General features: G+C 69.4%; 17 protein-coding genes and 2 riboswitches. Of the genes, 11 read left to right on the plus strand and 6 right to left on the minus strand.

Annotated features, from left to right (window positions below; all coding sequences use genetic code 11):
• Positions 1-3 precede the first annotated feature (3 nt).
• The 4 genes from denD to AC1RAD_RS16290 all read left to right on the plus strand — a co-directional run bounded on the left by denD (position 4) and on the right by AC1RAD_RS16290 (position 3,946).
• Positions 4-1,020 carry a D-erythronate dehydrogenase gene (gene denD, locus AC1RAD_RS16275; RefSeq protein ID WP_487847266.1) on the plus strand — a complete coding sequence of 339 codons (1,017 nt, stop codon included), beginning with the start codon at positions 4-6 and terminating at the stop codon, positions 1,018-1,020.
• A 55-nt stretch (positions 1,021-1,075) separates the two neighbouring features.
• Positions 1,076-2,050 carry a TRAP transporter substrate-binding protein gene (locus AC1RAD_RS16280; RefSeq protein ID WP_095744873.1) on the plus strand — a complete coding sequence of 325 codons (975 nt, stop codon included), beginning with the start codon at positions 1,076-1,078 and terminating at the stop codon, positions 2,048-2,050.
• Between the two features lie 80 nt (positions 2,051-2,130).
• Positions 2,131-2,643 carry a TRAP transporter small permease gene (locus AC1RAD_RS16285; RefSeq protein WP_062474469.1) on the plus strand — a complete coding sequence of 171 codons (513 nt, stop codon included), beginning with the start codon at positions 2,131-2,133 and terminating at the stop codon, positions 2,641-2,643.
• Positions 2,644-2,653: 10 nt separating this feature from the next.
• Positions 2,654-3,946, plus strand: a complete 1,293-nt coding sequence (locus tag AC1RAD_RS16290) for a TRAP transporter large permease (RefSeq protein ID WP_062474420.1) — start codon at positions 2,654-2,656, stop codon at positions 3,944-3,946.
• A 36-nt stretch (positions 3,947-3,982) separates the two neighbouring features.
• Here the strand turns inward: AC1RAD_RS16290 and AC1RAD_RS16295 are convergent, their stop codons facing one another.
• On the minus strand, positions 3,983-4,762 hold the full coding sequence (locus tag AC1RAD_RS16295; RefSeq protein WP_062474418.1) for an AraC family transcriptional regulator: 780 nt from the start codon (positions 4,760-4,762) through the stop codon (positions 3,983-3,985).
• Between the two features lie 108 nt (positions 4,763-4,870).
• On the opposite strand from AC1RAD_RS16295, the gene AC1RAD_RS16300 reads away from it, so the two are divergent.
• The 6 genes from AC1RAD_RS16300 (at position 4,871) to gcvP (ending at position 12,208) form a co-directional block, all read left to right on the plus strand.
• Positions 4,871-6,061, plus strand: coding sequence for an MFS transporter (locus AC1RAD_RS16300; protein WP_492735941.1), 1,191 nt, complete (start codon positions 4,871-4,873; stop codon positions 6,059-6,061).
• A 162-nt stretch (positions 6,062-6,223) separates the two neighbouring features.
• On the plus strand, positions 6,224-6,706 hold the full coding sequence (locus AC1RAD_RS16305) for a L,D-transpeptidase Cds6 family protein (protein ID WP_492735943.1): 483 nt from the start codon (positions 6,224-6,226) through the stop codon (positions 6,704-6,706).
• Between the two features lie 96 nt (positions 6,707-6,802).
• Entirely contained in the window at positions 6,803-7,339 is a 537-nt protein-coding gene (locus AC1RAD_RS16310) for a hypothetical protein (protein ID WP_062474467.1), read from the plus strand.
• Positions 7,340-7,370: 31 nt separating this feature from the next.
• Positions 7,371-7,461, plus strand: a riboswitch (glycine riboswitch).
• A 12-nt stretch (positions 7,462-7,473) separates the two neighbouring features.
• A riboswitch (glycine riboswitch) is annotated at positions 7,474-7,578 on the plus strand.
• A 47-nt stretch (positions 7,579-7,625) separates the two neighbouring features.
• A complete protein-coding gene (gcvT, locus tag AC1RAD_RS16315) occupies positions 7,626-8,798 on the plus strand; it encodes a glycine cleavage system aminomethyltransferase GcvT (RefSeq protein WP_492735945.1) in 1,173 nt (390 codons plus the stop codon).
• Positions 8,799-8,869: 71 nt separating this feature from the next.
• Entirely contained in the window at positions 8,870-9,241 is a 372-nt protein-coding gene (gene gcvH / locus AC1RAD_RS16320; protein ID WP_062474411.1) for a glycine cleavage system protein GcvH, read from the plus strand.
• Between the two features lie 57 nt (positions 9,242-9,298).
• Positions 9,299-12,208, plus strand: a complete 2,910-nt coding sequence (gene gcvP, locus AC1RAD_RS16325; RefSeq protein WP_492735947.1) for an aminomethyl-transferring glycine dehydrogenase — start codon at positions 9,299-9,301, stop codon at positions 12,206-12,208.
• Between the two features lie 31 nt (positions 12,209-12,239).
• On the opposite strand, the gene AC1RAD_RS16330 is transcribed toward gcvP, so the two are convergent.
• The 3 genes from AC1RAD_RS16330 to AC1RAD_RS16340 all read right to left on the minus strand — a co-directional run bounded on the left by AC1RAD_RS16330 (position 12,240) and on the right by AC1RAD_RS16340 (position 14,769).
• Positions 12,240-12,488: a hypothetical protein gene (locus AC1RAD_RS16330; RefSeq protein ID WP_062474407.1), complete on the minus strand. Its 249-nt coding sequence runs from the start codon at positions 12,486-12,488 to the stop codon at positions 12,240-12,242.
• A gap of 108 nt (positions 12,489-12,596) precedes the next feature.
• Positions 12,597-13,508, minus strand: coding sequence for a DUF3014 domain-containing protein (locus AC1RAD_RS16335; protein WP_492735949.1), 912 nt, complete (start codon positions 13,506-13,508; stop codon positions 12,597-12,599).
• 142 nt (positions 13,509-13,650) lie between these two features.
• Entirely contained in the window at positions 13,651-14,769 is a 1,119-nt protein-coding gene (locus AC1RAD_RS16340; protein ID WP_492735951.1) for a DUF2855 family protein, read from the minus strand.
• A 49-nt stretch (positions 14,770-14,818) separates the two neighbouring features.
• Between AC1RAD_RS16340 and AC1RAD_RS16345 the strand changes: the two genes are divergently transcribed.
• Positions 14,819-15,439 carry a TetR/AcrR family transcriptional regulator gene (locus AC1RAD_RS16345; protein WP_492735953.1) on the plus strand — a complete coding sequence of 207 codons (621 nt, stop codon included), beginning with the start codon at positions 14,819-14,821 and terminating at the stop codon, positions 15,437-15,439.
• Here the strand turns inward: AC1RAD_RS16345 and AC1RAD_RS16350 are convergent.
• The gene (locus tag AC1RAD_RS16350) at positions 15,414-16,091 is read right to left on the minus strand and encodes an alpha/beta hydrolase (RefSeq protein WP_070059384.1); all 678 of its coding nucleotides are present in this window, start codon (positions 16,089-16,091) and stop codon (positions 15,414-15,416) included. The two genes, AC1RAD_RS16345 and AC1RAD_RS16350, sit on opposite strands and share 26 nt — an antisense overlap.
• A gap of 43 nt (positions 16,092-16,134) precedes the next feature.
• On the minus strand, positions 16,135-17,175 hold the full coding sequence (locus AC1RAD_RS16355) for an NAD(P)H-dependent flavin oxidoreductase (protein WP_492735955.1): 1,041 nt from the start codon (positions 17,173-17,175) through the stop codon (positions 16,135-16,137).
• Positions 17,176-17,289 lie beyond the last annotated feature (114 nt).

A 17,289-nucleotide genomic window follows, 5' to 3' on the forward strand; every position in this document is an offset into this window, starting at 1 on the left:
CCCATGCACATCGTCATCACTGGCGGCGCCGGCTTTCTCGGCGCGCGCCTGGCGCGCACCCTCCTGGCGCTGGGCCAGCTCTCGCTCGCCGGTGCGCCCGCCCGCGACATCGCCCGCATCACGCTGGTCGACCGCGCCCCGCCGCCGCCCGACCTCGCGGCCAACCCGCGCATCGCGGCCGCCACCGGCGACCTCAACGCCCAGCTGGCCGACGACGGCGCCACCTTCTGGCGCGAGGCCGACGCGGTGTTCCACCTGGCGGCGGCCGTCAGCGGCGAATGCGAGGCCGACTTCGACCTGGGCATGCGCAGCAACTTCGCCGCCACGCACGGCCTGCTCGAGAAGCTGCGCGCGCTCGGCACGCGGCCGGTGCTGGTGTTCTCCAGCTCGCTCGCCGTGTTCGGCGATTCGCCCGAACAGCCGCTGCCCGCGCTCATCGACGACCACACGCTGCCCACGCCGCAGACCAGCTACGGCATCCAGAAATTCATCGGCGAGCAGCTGGTGGCCGACTACACGCGCAAGGGCTTCGTGCAGGGGCGCAGCGTGCGCCTCATGACGGTGAGCGTGCGCCCCGGCCAACCGAACGGCGCGGCCTCGGGCTTCTTCAGCGGCATGATCCGCGAGCCGCTCGCCGGCCTGCGCGCGGCCTGCCCGGTGCCCGACGAGACGCCCGTGGCCATCGCCTCGCCGGCCCGGACCATCGAAGGCATCGTGCGCGCCGCCGAAGCGAGCGACGCCGACTGGGGTCCGCGCACCGCGCTCAACCTGCCCTCGCTGGCCACCACCGTGGGCGAAATGGCCGCCGCGCTCGAACGCGTGGCCGGCCGCGCCGCCACCGACCTGCTCGACCGCACGCCCGACGCCGCCATCCGCCGCATCGTCAAAACCTGGCCCGGGCGCTTCGACACGCCGCGCGCGCGGGCCCTCGGTCTCACGGCCGACGAGAGCTTCGATGCGGTGATCCGCGCCTACGTCCGTGAAAGTCCCGACGCGGTCAAACTGGTTATTGGTGCATAGTCATTTCCTGACCTGCGCCTGACGCGCTTTCGACCCCCAACTCCCCGGAGACACCATGAAATTCGGCCACATCGCCGCCGCCTGCCTTTCGCTCGCCCTGGGCACCGCCGCCCTCGCGCAGCAACCCACCGTTCTCAAGATCGGCTATGCGACGTCCAAGGAATCGCATTACGGCGTGGGCTCCACCGTGTTCTGCGAAGAGGTCGAGAAGAACACCCAGAACCGCTTCAAGTGCCAGCACTTCGCCAACTCGGCGCTGGGCGGCGAGCGCGAGCAGATCGAAGCGATCCAGCTCGGCACGCAAGACCTGCTGAACACCTCGACCGGCCCCGTGGGCAACTTCGTGCCCGAGGTCAAGATCGTCGACATCCCCTTCCTGTTCCGCGACTACGACCACGCCCGCAAGGTCATGGACGGCCCCATCGGCCAGGACATCCTGACCAAGTTCCCGAGCAAGGGCATCATCGCGCTGGCCTGGACCGAAAACGGCTTTCGCCACATGACGAACAGCAAGCGCGACATCGTCAAGCCCACCGACGCGGCCGGCCTGAAGATGCGCACCATGGAAAACAAGGTGCACATGGACGGCTACCGCACCTTCGGCATCCTGCCCACGCCGATGGCCTTCCCGGAACTGTTCGGCGCGCTGCAGCAAGGCACGGTCGACGGCCAGGAAAACCCGATTCCGGTGATCCTGTCCTCGAAGTTCTCGCAAGTGCAAAAGCACCTGTCGCTCACCGGCCACGTCTACTCGCCGGCGCTGCTGCTGCTGTCGCCCAAGGTGTGGAACAAGCTCTCGGACGCCGACAAGAAGGTGTTCACCGAAGCGGCGAAGAAGGCCTCGATCGCGCAGCGCAAGAAGGTCAACGACGACGAGAACAACGGCATCGCCCAGCTTGAGAAAGACGGCATGAAGGTCACGCGCACCGTCGACGGCGCGGCCTTCCGCGAAGCCCTGAAGCCGGCCTATGTGGGCTACGCCAAGGAATTCGGCGCCGACAACATCAAGAAGATCACGGACGTCAAGTAAGACTGCTCCGCCCCGACCGCGCCCGGCCCGCCTCAGTGTGCCGGGCGCTTCGCATTTCCGACACCACAGAGAACCACAACGTGCAAGCCTTCGAGCGCTACTTCCTCGCCGCCAACCGGTGGGCGCTGATCCTCCTGCTGGCGGCCATGTCCGTCATCATCTTCACCAACGTCGTGCTGCGCTACACCACGAACCAGTCGATCGAATGGGCCGAAGAGGTGTCGCGCCACATGATGATCTGGCTCACCTTCCTGGGCGCCGGGCCCGTGCTGCGCTACGGCGGCCACATCGCCGTCGAGAACCTGCAGGACGCCCTGCCCCGGCCCGCGGCCGTGGCGGTGCGCATCGTGGTGGCCGGGCTGCTGTTCGCCTTCTTCGGCTTCATGGTCTGGTACGGCTGGCTCTACATGGAACGCACGATGTTCCAGCTCACGGCCGTGACGCAGATTCCGTTCGCCTACATCTACAGCGCGATGCTGATCGGCGGCGTGCTGCTGATCGTGCACTGGCTGCTGGTGGTGCGCGGCTACGTGCTGAACCGCGAGTTCGCGTCCGACGCGCATTTCGACGCCAACGCGTCGGCCTCGCTGTAAGGAGAAGACCATGGATGCCAGCATTGTCCTGATCGTCTCCGCCTGCGTGTTCCTGGCCATCGGCGTGCCCGTGGCCTTCGCGCTCGGCCTGGCCACGGCCGCCACCCTGATCCTCGCGGAAAGCTACCCGCTGATGGTGCTGCTGAAGGAAACCTTCACCGGCATCGACAGCTTTCCGCTGATGGCCGTGCCCTTCTTCATCCTGGCCGCCGAACTGATGAGCGGCGGCTCGCTCACCGAGGTGCTGCTGCGCTTCGCGGGCCAGTTCGTCGGCCACCGGCGCGGCGGGCTGGGCTACACCAACGTGGTGTCGCTGACCTTCTTCTCGGGCATCTCGGGCTCGGCGCTGGCCGATGCGGCCGGCCCCGGCTCGATGCTCATCAAGATGATGGACAAGGCCGGCTACGACCGCTCGTATGCGGCGGCGCTGACGGCCTCCACGGCCATCGTGGGGCCGATCATTCCGCCCTCGATCATCATGATCATCTACGCGCTGCAGGACGAGACCGTGTCGGTCGGCCAGCTGTTCGTGGCCGGCATCGTGCCGGGCATCCTGATCGCGGTGGCGATGTGCGTGGTGAACTTCTACGTCTCGAAGAAGCGCAACTACAAGGGCGACGGCCAGACGCCGCCGCTGCGCGAGATCCTCATCACGACGTGGAAGGCGATTCCCGCCATCCTGCTGCCGGTGGTGATCCTGGGCGGCATGCGCGCCGGCTGGTTCACGCCCACCGAAGCCTCGGTGGTGGCGGTGTTCTACGCGCTGGTGTGCGGCAAGTTCATCTACCGCACGCTCGAGTGGAAGATGCTGCCCGACATCCTGTCGCGCTCGGCCCTGCTGTCGGCGTCGGTGCTGATCATCATCGGGCTGTCGGCCTCGTTCGCCTGGGTGCTGACCATCGAGGGCATTCCGCAGCAGATGGCCGAATGGCTCATCAGCATGAACCTCTCGCCGTGGATGTTCCTGATCATCGTCAACGTGTTCCTGCTCCTGTTCGGCATCTTCATCGAGCCGCTGCCGGGCGTGATGGTGCTGGCGCCGATCCTTGCGCCGGTGGCGATCAAGCTGGGCGTCGACCCGGTGCACTTCGCGATGATCGTGATCTTCAACCTCACGCTGGGCATGATCACGCCGCCGGTGGGCGGGCTGCTGTTCGTGACCTGCAACGTGTCGAAGGTGCCGATGTCGGCACTGGTGAAAGAGCTGGTGCCCTTCCTGTGGGCGCACGGCGCGGTGCTGATGCTGCTGACCTTCGTGCCGATGCTCAGCACCTGGCTGCCGCGCGCGCTCGGGTTCAAGTAGCGGCGCAGGCCGCTCCCGCCCACGCCTTCACCCGCCTCAGGCCGGCGGGTGCAGGTACTGGCTCGGCGGCACGCCGAGCGTGCGGCGGAACATCGCGGTGAAGGCGCTCGGGCTCTCGTAGCCGTGCGCCAGTGCCACCTCCAGGATCGACGCGCCCGCGGCCAGCCGCGGCAGGCTCAGCAGCAGCCGCGCCTGCCGGCACCACGCACCGAAGGTCATGCCGGTCTCGCGCTCGAACAGCCTCGCCAGCGTGCGCGCATTCATGTGCAGCCGCGCGGCCCAGCCGTCGAGCGTGGCGGGCTGCGCGGGGTCGCGGATCAGCGCCTCGCACAGCGCGGCCAGGCGTGCGTGGCGCGGCATCGGCACATGCAGCGACAGCGCGGGCGCGGCCTCGATCTCGTCGAGGATCAGCTCCATCACGCGCTCGTCGCGCCCGCCCGGCGGGTAGTCCAGCGGCAGCGACACGGCCGCCACGATCAGCTCGCGCAACAGCGCCCCCACGTGGATCACGCGGCACTCGGCGCCCAGGTCGGCGCGCGTGCCGGGCTCGACGAAGACGGTGCGCATCTTCACCTCGCCCGCCATGCGGATCTGGTGCGTCATGCCCGGCGGCACCCAGACGCCGCGCCCCGGCGGCACCACCCAGCTGCCGGCCGCCGCGCCGACCATCATCACGCCCGAGATCGCATGAATGAGCTGCCCGCGCCGGTGCGCATGCGGCGGAATGAAGGCGTCGCCCGCCGGATCGGTGGCCAGCACGGCGACCGCGCGCGGGGTCGATTCGCCCTCGTCGGGGCGCAGATTCAGTTTGTCCATTTCACGACGATGTTTGCACATTCGTAGCGAGAACATCTTTCCGTGTCTTCCTACGATGGCTTTTCCTCCCTTTTTCTCAAACCGGACATCGAAGAAAGAAGCCATCGCATGAACACGCGCCGACTCGGGCTGCTCACCGGCACCCACGCCGTCAACGACCTCTACCAGGGCCTCGTGCCCGCGCTGCTGCCCTTCATGGTGCTGGAGCGCGGCTACAGCTACACGGCCGTGAGCGGCCTGATGCTGGCGGCCACCGGGCTGTCGAGCGTGGTGCAGCCGCTGTTCGGCCTGTACGCCGACCGCCACCCGCGCGCCTGGCTGGTGCCCGTGGGCTTCCTGGTGGCGGCGCTGGGCGTGGTGCTGGCGGGCCTGAGCCAGAGCTACCTGCTGACCTGGATCGCGGTCGCGCTGTGCGGGCTGGGCATCGCGGCCTACCACCCGCCCGCCACCGTGGCCGCGCGCGCGGCCGGCGGCGCCTCGCAGAAGGCGATGAGCGTGTTCTCGGTGGGCGGCACCATCGGCGCCTCGTTCGCGCCCGTGCTGGCGGCCACGGTCGTCGGCGGCGGCAGCCTGTCGCGCAGCTACCTGCTGGGCATTCCCGCGCTGGCGATGGGCGTGGTGTGGGTCGCGGCGAACGCACGACGCAGCGCGGCCGCCCAGCACGCGGCAACGGCAGCGCGCGCAGCGCAGGCCCGCGCCCAGGTGCTCAAACCGCACAACGACTGGCGCGCCTTCAGCCTGCTGGTGGCGACCATCGTGGGCTGGTCGATCCCGTATGTCACCGTGCTGTCGATGCTCTCGCTGCGCATCACGCGCGACCTGCACGGCAGCACCTTCCAGGGCGCCGCGGCGCTCACCGCCTTCACCGCCGCAGGGGCCGTGGGCACGCTGGCCGGCGGCTGGCTCGGCGACCGTATCGGGCGCATGGGCACGATCCGCTGCGGCTACCTGCTCGCGCTGCCGGCGATGGCAGGCCTCGTGCTCGCCTCGACGCCTGCCGCGGCGCTGGCCTGCACCGCATGGCTCGGCATGAGCATGTTCCTGCCCTTCGCCGCGCAGGTGACGCTCGCGCAGGACTACCTGCCGCGCAACCCGGCCACCGCCAGCGGCATCACGCTCGGTCTCGCGCTCTCGGTCGGCGGACTGGTGTCGCCCCTGTTCGGCCTGCTGTCGGATGCGCGCGGACTCGGCGTCACGCTCACGGTGGTGTTGTGCGTGCTGTGCGTCGCAACCGTGCTGGCCTTGCGGCTTCGCAATCGGACGGTGCAGGTGATGGCGGGCGAGGCTGCGGCGGCCTGAGCCCTGCCCCGCGCTCCCGGTGTCCTATGGACGCGCCCTGAACCACGGACCACCGAAATCCGTGGGCGATTCAACGCCGCACGCCTCCTCTTTCACTGCCAGAATCGACGCAAGCTTCGACGTCGAGCCTGACAGACAAGAAGAAGGAAAGAGAAGGACGCCATGCACCGAATCGTCGCCCAGGGCAGCAGCCTTGTCGCTGCCGGCTTGCTGGCCACCGCCGGTATCGCGGCCACGCCGGCCGCCGCGCCCGTTGCAGCCGTTGCACCAGCAGCCGCCCCCGCCAACCCCATCAATCCCGTCACCCACCTCGCCGAAGTAGAAACCGCCGTGCGCGCCTGGGCCGCCGCCTGGTCCGCGCGCGACGTCGAGCGCTACCTCGCCGCCTACGCGAGCGACTTCACCCCCGCGCGCGGCCAGACCCGCGAGCGCTGGGAGGCCGACCGGCGCGCCCGCATCACGGGCAAGTCGCGCATCAGCGTGGGCATCGAGGGGCTGGTGATCAGCGTTCAGGGCACCTCGGCCAGCGCGCAGTTCCGGCAGATTTACAGCGCCGACGCACTCACCGAGACCGACCGCAAGACGCTCGAGCTGCAGCGCGTGGGCACGCGCTGGCTGATCCGCAAGGAGAGCGCGGGCAACTGACGCGCGCCGCCTTGTCCCTGTAAGGCAAATGGTTCACGAAGATGTCACCACTTGCAACGATGCTGCAGCCTTCGACCTCCGAAAGCTGTGGCCGCCATGTTCCCCACCAAGACCGAGAAGGCACGCGACGAACTCCAGGCCGGGCAGCGCACGCTCAGCCAGCGTGAGCGCGCCCTGCTGCTCATGGCCGACGGCCGGCGCTCGCTGACCGACTTCAGCCCGCTGTTCCCCAGCCGCGTCGAGGCCGAGCAGGCGATCCAGGGGCTGATGCAGCGCGGCTACCTGCAGGTCGCACGACCGGTCGCGCCACCGCCCGCACCGGCCCCCACGCCCGTCCCCGCCGCCGAGCCGATCCAGGTCGCCACCTCGGCCGACAGCTTCGACGGCAAGCGCTCGCTGGCCACCACGCGCATGTTCCTGTTCGACATCTGCGAGCGCATGTTCGTGCGCCGCGACCCGCGCTTCGCCAACCAGATGCGCGACGCCTTGCGCGAGGCCCGCGACCGCGAGGCCATGCTGACCATCGCCGCGCTGATGCTCTCCGAGATCGAGAAAGCCGCCGGCCCCGAGCGCGCCGACTCGCTGCGCGAGCGCATCGACAAGCTGCTGCCGCCGGCCGAAACCGTGCACTGAGCCGCCAGCCCCGGCCCCGCGATCCACTACACTCGCCGGGTCAGGAGAGAGCCCCGCGCGACGGGGCCGCCGAAGGCGCAGGGGTTCCCCGAACGCTCAGGCAAAAGGACTGACAAGACGCCGGCAACCACCGGCGTTTCCTTGCTGGAGAGAGGCCGTGGCATTGCACGCGGCCCACCGAAGGAGCAAACCCCGATCGTGGGGCGAATCTCTCAGGTAAAGCGGACAGCAGGGGTGGCCCGTGGCGTTGCAGCCATGGATTTCGACTGCCCCTTTGGAGTGCCCCGTGGCCGCTTCCTCCGCTTCCGACGCCCAACTTCTCAAGACCCCGCTGTACGACCTCCACGTGGAGCTCGGCGCCCGAATGGTGCCCTTCGCCGGCTATTCCATGCCCGTGCAGTACCCGGCCGGCCTGATGGCCGAGCACAAGCACACGCGCGATGCGGCCGGCCTGTTCGACATCTCGCACATGGGCCAGCTGCGCCTCGTCGGCCCCGATGCCGCCGCCGCCTTCGAAACCCTGATGCCCGTCGACGTGATCGACCTGCCCGCCGGCAAGCAGCGCTACGGCCTGCTGCTGAACGACGAGGGCGGCATCCTCGACGACCTGATGTTCTTCAACGAAGGCAACGGTTCGATCTTCGTGATCGTGAACGGCGCCTGCAAGGTGGCCGACATCGCCCACATCCAGGCCAGGATCGGCGCGCGCTGCCAGGTGCAGCCACTGCCCGACCACGCCCTGCTCGCACTGCAAGGCCCTCAGGCCGCGGCCACGCTGGCGCGGCTGTCGCCCGGCATCGAGCGCTTCGTGTTCATGACCGGCGGCGCGGTGCAGATCGGCGGCATCGCCGCCTTCGTCACCCGCAGCGGCTACACCGGTGAAGACGGCTTCGAAATCTCGGTGGCTGGCAAGGACGCCGACGCCCTCGCCCGCCTGCTGCTGGCCCAGCCCGAAGTGAAGCCCGTCGGCCTGGGCGCGCGCAACTCGCTGCGGCTCGAAGCCGGCCTGTGCCTGTACGGCAACGACATCGACACCACCACCACCCCGGTCGAAGCCTCGCTCAACTGGGCGATCCAGAAGGTGCGCCGCGCCGGCGGTGCGCGCGAAGGCGGCTTCCCGGGCGCGGCCAAGGTGCTGGCCCAGCTGACCGCCGTCGCCTCGGGCGCGGCCGGGCACACCGACCACAAGACGCTCACGCGCAAGCGCGTCGGCCTCGTGGCGCTCGAACGCATTCCGGTGCGCGACGGCACGCTGCTGCAGTCGCTCGAAGGCCACGACATCGGCACCGTCACCAGCGGCCTGCTCGGCCCCACGGCCGACCGCTGCGTGGCCATGGGCTACGTGGCCGCCGCCTTCGCCGAGCCCGGCACGCGCGTGCAGGCCATCGTGCGCGGCAAGCCGGTGCCGATGGAGGTGTCGACGATGCCTTTCGTGCCGACGCGCTACTACCGCGGCTGACCGACACTGAACACCGCAGACCCGGCTAGGCTCTGCATCCCGATTCCACTTTTTCCACGAGGAGTTTTTTCATGAGCATCAAATACACCAAGGACCACGAATGGGTGGCGGCCGAAGGCGGCGCCGCCACCGTCGGCATCACCGTGCATGCGCAGGACGCGCTGGGCGACGTGGTGTTCGTCGACCTGCCTGAAGTGGGCAAGACCTTCGCGCAAGGCGAGGTCGCCGGTGTGGTCGAGTCGGTGAAGGCCGCCGCCGATGTGTTCATGCCCGTGTCGGGCGAGATCACCGAAGTGAACGAAGCGCTGCGCGCCGACCCGTCGCTGGCCAACAGCGACCCGCTGGCCGCCGGCTGGTTCTTCAAGGTCAAGCTGAGCGAACCCGCGCAGCTCGACGCCCTGCTCGACGCCGCCAGCTACGACAAGTTCGCCGCCGAATCCTGATCCGCTGAACAGCAGCTTCCTCGCACCTTCGTTCCTTCTCCCCGAGCCTTCACCGCCATGCCGATTCCCGCCCTTCCCTCTTTGCAAGAACTAGAGAACGCCGAAGAATTCCTCGCCCGCCACATCGGCATCGATGCAGCGGACGAGGCGCGCATGCTGCCGGTGATCGGCTCGGAAACGCGCGCGGAGCTCATCGACGGCATCGTGCCGGCGGCCATCCGCCGCGCCCGGCCGATGCGCCTGCCCGCGCCGGTCACCGAGGCCGACGCGCTGGCCGAGCTGAAGACGCTGGCGTCGAAGAACAAGGTGTTCAGGAGCTTCATCGGCCAGGGCTACTACGGCACGCACACGCCGGGCGTGATCCTGCGCAACATCCTGGAGAACCCCGCCTGGTACACCGCCTACACGCCCTACCAGGCCGAGATCTCGCAGGGCCGCATGGAAGCCCTGCTCAACTTCCAGACGATGGTGTGCGACCTCACGGGCATGGCCATCGCCAACGCCTCGATGCTCGACGAGGCCACGGCCGCCGCCGAAGCCATGACGCTCGCCAAGCGCAGCGTGAAGAGCAAGAGCAACGTGTTCCTCGTGTCGGGTGACTGCCACCCGCAGACCATCGAAGTCATCAAGACGCGCGCCGCGCCGCTGGGCATCGAGGTGAAGGTGAGCACCGTGTCGGAAACGCTGCCGCACCTGATGGTGAGCGGCGAGTTCTTCGGCGTGCTCGCGCAGTACCCCGCCACCACCGGCCACGTGCACGACCTGCGCCCGCTCGCGGGCCACGCGCACCAGTGCGACGCCGCCTTCATCGTCGCGGCCGACCTGCTGGCGCTCACATTGCTGGTCGCCCCCGGCGAGTTCGACGCCGACATCGTCTGCGGCACCACGCAGCGCTTCGGCATGCCGCTGTGCAACGGCGGCCCGCATGCTGCCTACCTGGCCTGCCGCGATTCGTTCAAGCGCTCGCTGCCCGGCCGCCTCGTCGGCGTCAGCGTCGACACGCACGGCCAGCCCGCCTACCGCCTCGCGCTGCAGACGCGCGAGCAGCACATCCGCCGCGAGAAGGCCACCTCGAACATCTGCACCGCGCAGGTGCTGCCGGCCGTGGTCGCCAGCATGTACGCCGTGTACCACGGCCCCGACGGCCTCACGCGCATCGCGCAGCGCGTGGCCGTGCTCACCGCCATCCTCGCCAAGGGCCTGTCGCAGATGGGCCGCGAGCCGGTGAACACCACCGCCTTCGATTCGCTCACGATCCGCACCGGCGACGACACCGCCGCGATCATCGAGCGCGCGCAGGCCGGCGGCGTCAACCTGCGCCAGCGCCTGCAGCAGCACCTGGGCATCTCGCTCGACGAAACCACGACGCGCGCCGACATCGAAACCCTGTGGGCGCTGTTCGTGCCCGCCGGCACCGCGATGCCGCGCTTCGACGAGCTGGCCGCCAACACCACGCCGCTGATTCCCGAGGACCTGCGCCGCACCAGCGCCTTCCTCACGCACCCGGTGTTCAACACCCACAAGAGCGAAACGGCGATGCTGCGCTACATCCGCAGCCTGTCGGACAAGGACCTGGCGCTCGACCGCAGCATGATCCCGCTGGGCAGCTGCACCATGAAGCTCAACGCGACCAGCGAGATGATCCCCATCACCTGGCCCGAGTTCGCCAACATCCACCCCTTCGCGCCCGCCGACCAGCTGCAGGGCTACGCCCAGCTCGACGCGCAGCTGCGCGCCTGGCTGTGCGAAGCGACCGGCTACGCGGGCATCAGCCTGCAGCCCAACGCGGGCTCGCAGGGCGAGTACGCGGGCCTGCTGGCCATCAAGTCCTTCCATGAAGCCAAGGGCCAGGGCCATCGCAACATCTGCCTGATTCCCTCGTCGGCCCACGGCACCAACCCGGCCAGCGCCCAGATGGTGGGCCTGCAGGTGGTGGTGACGGCCTGCGACGCGCAGGGCAACGTCGACATGGACGACCTGAAGCGCGCCTGCGAAAAGCACAGCGCCCACCTGGCCGCCGTGATGATCACCTACCCCAGTACGCACGGCGTGTTCGAAACCCGCGTGAAGGAACTGTGCGAGCTCGTGCATGAACACGGCGGCCGCGTGTACGTCGACGGCGCCAACATGAACGCGCTGGTCGGCGTGGCGGCACCGGGCGAGTTCGGCGGCGACGTGAGCCACCTGAACCTGCACAAGACCTTCTGCATCCCGCACGGCGGCGGCGGCCCGGGCGTCGGTCCGGTCTGCGTGGTCGAGGACCTCGTGCCCTACCTGCCGGGCCACGCCACGGCCGGCGTGCCTTCGAATGGCGTGGGCGCCGTGTCGGCCGCGCCGCTGGGCAATGCGGCCGTTCTGCCGATCAGCTGGATGTACTGCCGCATGATGGGCGCCAAGGGCCTGCAGGCCGCGACCGAAACGGCCATCCTCAGCGCCAACTACATCAGCGCCCGCCTGAAGGACCACTACCCCACGCTGTACGCGAGCCCCAACGGCCACGTCGCGCACGAGTGCATCCTGGACCTGCGCCCACTCAAGGACACCAGCGGCGTCACCGCCGAGGACGTGGCCAAGCGCCTCATCGACTACGGCTTCCACGCGCCCACGCTGAGCTTCCCCGTGCCCGGCACGCTGATGGTGGAGCCCACCGAAAGCGAACCGCTGGCCGAGCTCGACCGCTTCGTCGACGCGATGATCACCATCCGCGGCGAGATCCGCCGCGTGGAAGAAGGCGTCTGGTCGAAGGACGACAACCCGCTCAAGCACGCGCCGCACACCGCCGCCAGTCTGCTGGGCACGGAGTGGAGCCACCCGTACTCGCGCGAACTCGGCGCGTTCCCGCTGGCCGAACTCAAGCAGGCCAAGTACTGGCCGCCGATCGGGCGCGTCGACAACGTCTACGGCGACCGCAACCTGTTCTGCAGCTGCGTGCCGGTGGGCGAGTACCAGGAAACCGAAGAGGCCTGACGAAGGCGCGGCGGCGCAGGCCGCCCGCCGTTCAGCCTTCGCGCCGGTACATCGCCCACTTCACGGTGAGCAGGTCCGCGGCGATCTTCGCGGCGTTCACGCCCGCGTAGGTTTCGGACGGATCGAACGCGAAGGCCGCCTGGTAGCGCTTGATGTGCGCGTAGTCCCGATCGAAGGTCATCGGGCCCATGAGTTCGGTCGGGTCGGTGCCGGCGGGAAGCGCCAGGAATTTCCCGGGGTCGGTGGTGCTCTGGTAAAGATCGACGCTCATCAGGTTCATGGCTTGCCCTCGAAGTCGTAGGCGCAAATCATCTCGGCCCTTCGCGCCGCATGCAATCGGCCCGCGCCTACAGGGCGTGCAGGCGGGGCGCTGTCAGTGCACCGCGCCTCAGGGCTGCTTCTTCTTCGCGATCTCGCCGGTGGCGATCTGCGCGCGCAGCCCGCGCAGGCTGGCCTTCATCTTGCGCTCGTTCTCGGGGCCCATGCGCACCAGGATCTTCTGGCCGGCCGAGAGCGTTTCGAGCTTCGGATCGGCGTACTCGTAGCGCACCCAGGGCCGCTGCGAGGGAATGTCGCCCTTCACCTCGACCAGCTTCACCTGCACCGGCCCGGTGGGCTCGGGCGCCTGCAGCAGGTGGTCGATCACGGCGATGAAGCGGTCATTGAAATAGCGGCCCGGATAGCCCAGCTCTTCGTACGCCTGCTGGAACAGCGGGTACAGCCGCGCATACACCGCCGCCGCCTTGGCCGGATCGACCGCCCCGGCCAGCATCACGATGCCGTTGTAGCGCGCAGCGTTGTTCGCCGCGATGGTCTGCACGCCGCCCTGCTGCGGCCCCTCGGTGATGAAGCGCTGCGGCGCGGGCTGCACGGGCCACTTGCTCGCGGGCGCCTGCTCGCGCGGCAGGTTGTCGACCGTGGCGACGAAGCGCCGGACCACGCCGTCGGACTGCAGGTAGGCCGCGACGGCCTTGCCGCCCAGCAGCTCGGTGAGCGCCTTCATCACGCGCGCGTCGGAACTGGCCAGCGCGGGCAGTGCGGCATCGGGCGGGGCCAGCGCCTCGACCGGGTTCTGCGGGCCCTTCGGCTCTTCGGCCTTGGGCGGCTCGGGGGGCGCGTCGTTCGGGGCGACGGCCACGGGCGCGGTCGGCAACGGCGCCAGTTGCTGCTGCTGGTACCAGCGCCAGCCGAAATAAGCCGCCACCAGCACCACCAGCGCCAGGCCGACGATGGTGCCCATCGGCGCTTCCTTGCGGGGTCGGAATTCAGGGGTGTCGCGGGGGGAGTCGGCGTCGGACATGGGCGGTTTCCTTTTGCGGGATGGCAGTGGGGAGACGAAAGGCAATGGTGCACCAGGATGGCCTGCACGGCCCGCACGATCGCCACGTTCTCGTAACCCCCTGTGACGCCCCACCCGCGCCGAAGTTCAGTCGGTCAGCGCGTCACGCGCCGCCGATGCGCACCACATGCGCCTCGCGCGGATCGACGCGGCCCGCGTGCAGGTCGGCGATCACCGCCTGCGCATGCGCGAAGCCACGGCCTTGCGCGAGCGTCATCCAGCGGTTGCCCGGGCGGCTCAGCTCGGCGATGAAGCGGCCCTGCGCGTCGTTGAAGCGGCGGTTGACCTCCTGCGGGCCCCAGTCGGCATTGCGCTTGCGGATCTGCACGGGCGCGAAGTAGAGCTTCGGCGTGGGGCCGGGCAGCGCGCTGGTGTCGCCCAGGAATTCGGTCTTCTGCGCCGAGCCCGCATAGCAGTCGTACATCAGCGACTCGCCGAAGTGGTGGTGCACGGTGGCGCGCAACGCGTCGTGGCCCGCGAAGTCGACATACAGCGTGGGCACGTCGGCCGCCAGCGTGGCGATCTCGCCGTAGGCCACCGTGCGGTCGTAGCAGCCCAGCGCCTCGACGAAGGCGCGGTTGCCTTCCGACGTGGCCGCGATCAGCTGCAGGCCCTCGCGGCGGCCGAGGCAGAAGGCCGTGCCGAACGCCGTCTTGCTCGATGCGCTCGACACCACCACCTGCGTCGCACCGAAGAAGCCGTTGTCTTCTAGGAAGTCGGCCAGCATGAACGAGGTGATGAACAGCGGGCGCACCAGCATCTGGTAGTCCTCCAGCGCGGCGACGTAGCCCGCGTCGTGGCTGCAGCGCATGTACTGGTTGTAGGCCGACACCAGTTCGCTGCGGTGCGCCGCGCCGTCGTAGAAGCCGCGCGGCGTCACGCGCACCGGCTGCATGCGCAGGTGGCTCGCAATGGGAAAGTAGCCGTAGAAGCGCTCGCCCACCGCCACGCCTTCCACGTTCGACGCCACCACGTCGGCAAAGCCCCAGGCCGGCATGTGGCCCCAGTCGGCGTCGCCGGTGGGAAAGAACTGCCAGTACTTCATCACCGCATCGCCGAAGGCCGCGTAGGTGATGTTGTTGGTGGTGAGCGAGAAGCGCTCGATCTGCATCAGCACCTCGCCCGGCTGCAGGCTACCGTCGTCTTCCGAAGTGACGATGCGGGTGGTTCCGAGTGCGTTCTTGCGCGTTTCGAGGCGGGTTAAAGTGAATGCGTTGTTCATTCGCAAACTGTAGGACGGCCCGCTTCGCTGCGGGTTCGGAAAACCGTCGATGCCCGCCGCACCCCGCTCCAAGCCCCTGAAACGCCCCACGCAGGCGCGCGGCAAGTTCACCGTGCAGGCCATCTACGACGCCTTTGTTCGGATTTGGCGCACACAGGGCTGGGAGGGCGTGACCACGCGCGCCGTGGCGCTCGAAACCGGCATCGCGATCGGCACCTTCTACGACTACTTTCCCGACAAGGAAGCCCTGCTCTCGGGCTATGTGCGCCACTGCGTCGAGGCGCTGCTCGCGCGGCTCGACCAAGACGTGATCGCACCACCGGATATCGACTGGCGCGAACGCACGCAGCGCCTCGTGCGCCTCACCTGCGACACGCGCATCGACGGACTGCCCGCCTTCGACCACGAGATGCTGATGCTCGAACACCGCGTGGCGGAGCCCAAGCACCACCGGCGCGTGTACGACGAGCTGCTCGCGCGCTGGACGCAGGCCTTCGCCGCCTGCCGCGACCTGCAGCCGGCGCCCTCGCCCGCCACCGTGCAGGCGCTGCTGACCGCGGCCTGGGGCGGGCGCCGCTACCGGCTGCTGGTGCAGCCCGACGACGCGACGGGCGATGCGTGGGTCGACGAGATGGAAGCGATGGTCACGGCGCGGCTGTTGGCGCGCTGAGCGCCTGCAGCCACGCCAGCGTGCCCTGCAGCTCGGCCGGGCGGATCTCGTGCGCGCCCGGGAAGTCCGAGCCCGACAGCGCCAGCGGCAGCCCGCGCGCCAGCTCGCGCGTGGCCTGCGCGGCGCTCGGCGGGATCACGTTGTCGGCGCTGCCGTGGCTCACCCACAGCGCCTTGCCCGCGAAGGCCTCGGGCGGCGCGATGTGCGGCACCACCTCGGGCAGCAGCCGGCTGTGCCACACCAGCGCGGCGCGCAGCTTCTCGGGCTGCGTGAGCAGCAGCGACAGCGACATGATCCCGCCCTGGCTGAAGCCGCCGACCACCACGCGCTCGGGCGGGATGCCCAGCTGCTGCGACGCCGACGTGACCATTTCGCCGATGAGGAAGCGGCTTTCGCGCTCCTGTTCTTCGTCGATGCGGCGCCCGCCGTCGGCCAGCACCTGGAACTCGAACCACGCGTAGGAACCGGGCGACAGCACATACGGCGCGCGCAGGCTCAGCACGTGGAACTGCGGCGGCATCATGCGCGCCAGGCCGAACAGGTCCTGCTCGTTGCTGCCCACGCCGTGCATCAGCACGAGCAGCCAGGGTTCAGGGCCGCCCGAGGGTGCGGGGTGGTGCAGGAACTGCAGGGGCAGATGGAGCGATGTCATGGGGCGGAAGGGTTTCGAAAAAATGACGGACGAATGACGCGGCTCAGCGAAAGCCCTTGGCCAGCGCCCGCGTGACCTCGGCCGAGGACACCTCGCGGCAGCCGGTGGCGTTCTGCCCCGACCACAGCGGAGAGAAGTCGCCACTGCCCTGCGCCTCGGCCTTGGCGCGCAGCGGCGCGATGCCCGAGGTGGCGAGCGGAAATTCCGGCGCCGGGCCGATGGGCCCCAGCTCGCGCATCACGCGGTTGACGATGCCGCGTGCCGGCCGGCCGGTGAACAGGTTGGTGAGCGCCGTGTGGCGCGCGGCCTCGCTCTTCAGTGCCGCGCGGTGCAGCGCGCTGGTCATGGCCTCGGGCGTCAGCAGGTAGGCCGTGCCGACCTGCACGCCGGCGGCGCCCAGCGCCATGGCCGCGGCCACGCCGTCGGCATCCGCGATGCCGCCGGCGGCGATCACCGGCACCTTCAATGCGTGCACCAGCTGCGGCAGCAGCGCGAAGGTGCCCAGCTGCTTCGTCAGGTCGTGCGACAGGAAATGGCCGCGGTGCCCGCCGGCCTCCAGCCCCTGCGCGATGACCGCGTCGACGCCCTTCGCCTCGAGCCACAGCGCCTCGTCGACGGTGGTGGCCGAAACCAGCACCTTCGCGCCCCAGCCGCGCACCTTGGCCAGCAGCGGCTCGGGCGGCAGCCCGAAATGGAAGCTCACCACCGGCGGCTTGAACTCGGCCAGCAGGTCGGCCACCTCGGCGCTGAAGGGGTTGCGCCCGGGGCCAGTCGGGATGCCCGCGGGGTCGATGCCGAACTCGGCGTAGTACGGCCCCAGCGCGGCGCGCCAGGCGGCCTCGCGTGCCTCGTCCGGCGTGGGCGGTGTGTGGGCGAAGAAATTGACGTTGTAGGGCTTGTCGGTGCCCGCGCGGATCGCCGCGAGTTCGCTGCGCATCGCATCGGGGCCGAGCATCGCGCACGGCAGCGACCCCAGCGCGCCTTCGTTGCACACCGCGATCGCCATCGCGCTGGCCTGCGCGCCGGCCATCGGCGCCTGGATCAATGGAAGTTCGGTGCCGAGGATCTGTTGCAACGTCGTCATTCGGGGTGCGCTCCTGTGTCCGTGTGTCGAATGCACGGCATTGTCCGGCCAAGCCGTTGAGCGCGGCGCCCGCGGGGTCATCGGGCAGCGGGACAGGTCAGCAGGAGTAGCGCG

The organism is Variovorax sp. GW823-FHT04B03 (assembly GCF_058796495.1).

What these genes read in the sequence shown, in the direction of transcription:
- denD (WP_487847266.1), top strand. Translation starts at nt 4, where the DNA reads ATGCACATCGTCATCACTGGCGGCGCCGGCTTTCTCGGCGCGCGCCTG.
- AC1RAD_RS16280 (WP_095744873.1), top strand. Translation starts at nt 1,076, where the DNA reads ATGAAATTCGGCCACATCGCCGCCGCCTGCCTTTCGCTCGCCCTGGGC.
- AC1RAD_RS16290 (WP_062474420.1), top strand. Translation starts at nt 2,654, where the DNA reads ATGGATGCCAGCATTGTCCTGATCGTCTCCGCCTGCGTGTTCCTGGCC.
- AC1RAD_RS16295 (WP_062474418.1), bottom strand. Translation starts at nt 4,762, where the DNA reads ATGGACAAACTGAATCTGCGCCCCGACGAGGGCGAATCGACCCCGCGC.
- AC1RAD_RS16300 (WP_492735941.1), top strand. Translation starts at nt 4,871, where the DNA reads ATGAACACGCGCCGACTCGGGCTGCTCACCGGCACCCACGCCGTCAAC.
- AC1RAD_RS16305 (WP_492735943.1), top strand. Translation starts at nt 6,224, where the DNA reads ATGCACCGAATCGTCGCCCAGGGCAGCAGCCTTGTCGCTGCCGGCTTG.
- AC1RAD_RS16310 (WP_062474467.1), top strand. Translation starts at nt 6,803, where the DNA reads ATGTTCCCCACCAAGACCGAGAAGGCACGCGACGAACTCCAGGCCGGG.
- gcvH (WP_062474411.1), top strand. Translation starts at nt 8,870, where the DNA reads ATGAGCATCAAATACACCAAGGACCACGAATGGGTGGCGGCCGAAGGC.
- gcvP (WP_492735947.1), top strand. Translation starts at nt 9,299, where the DNA reads ATGCCGATTCCCGCCCTTCCCTCTTTGCAAGAACTAGAGAACGCCGAA.
- AC1RAD_RS16330 (WP_062474407.1), bottom strand. Translation starts at nt 12,488, where the DNA reads ATGAACCTGATGAGCGTCGATCTTTACCAGAGCACCACCGACCCCGGG.
- AC1RAD_RS16335 (WP_492735949.1), bottom strand. Translation starts at nt 13,508, where the DNA reads ATGTCCGACGCCGACTCCCCCCGCGACACCCCTGAATTCCGACCCCGC.
- AC1RAD_RS16340 (WP_492735951.1), bottom strand. Translation starts at nt 14,769, where the DNA reads ATGAACAACGCATTCACTTTAACCCGCCTCGAAACGCGCAAGAACGCA.
- AC1RAD_RS16345 (WP_492735953.1), top strand. Translation starts at nt 14,819, where the DNA reads ATGCCCGCCGCACCCCGCTCCAAGCCCCTGAAACGCCCCACGCAGGCG.
- AC1RAD_RS16350 (WP_070059384.1), bottom strand. Translation starts at nt 16,091, where the DNA reads ATGACATCGCTCCATCTGCCCCTGCAGTTCCTGCACCACCCCGCACCC.
- AC1RAD_RS16355 (WP_492735955.1), bottom strand. Translation starts at nt 17,175, where the DNA reads ATGACGACGTTGCAACAGATCCTCGGCACCGAACTTCCATTGATCCAG.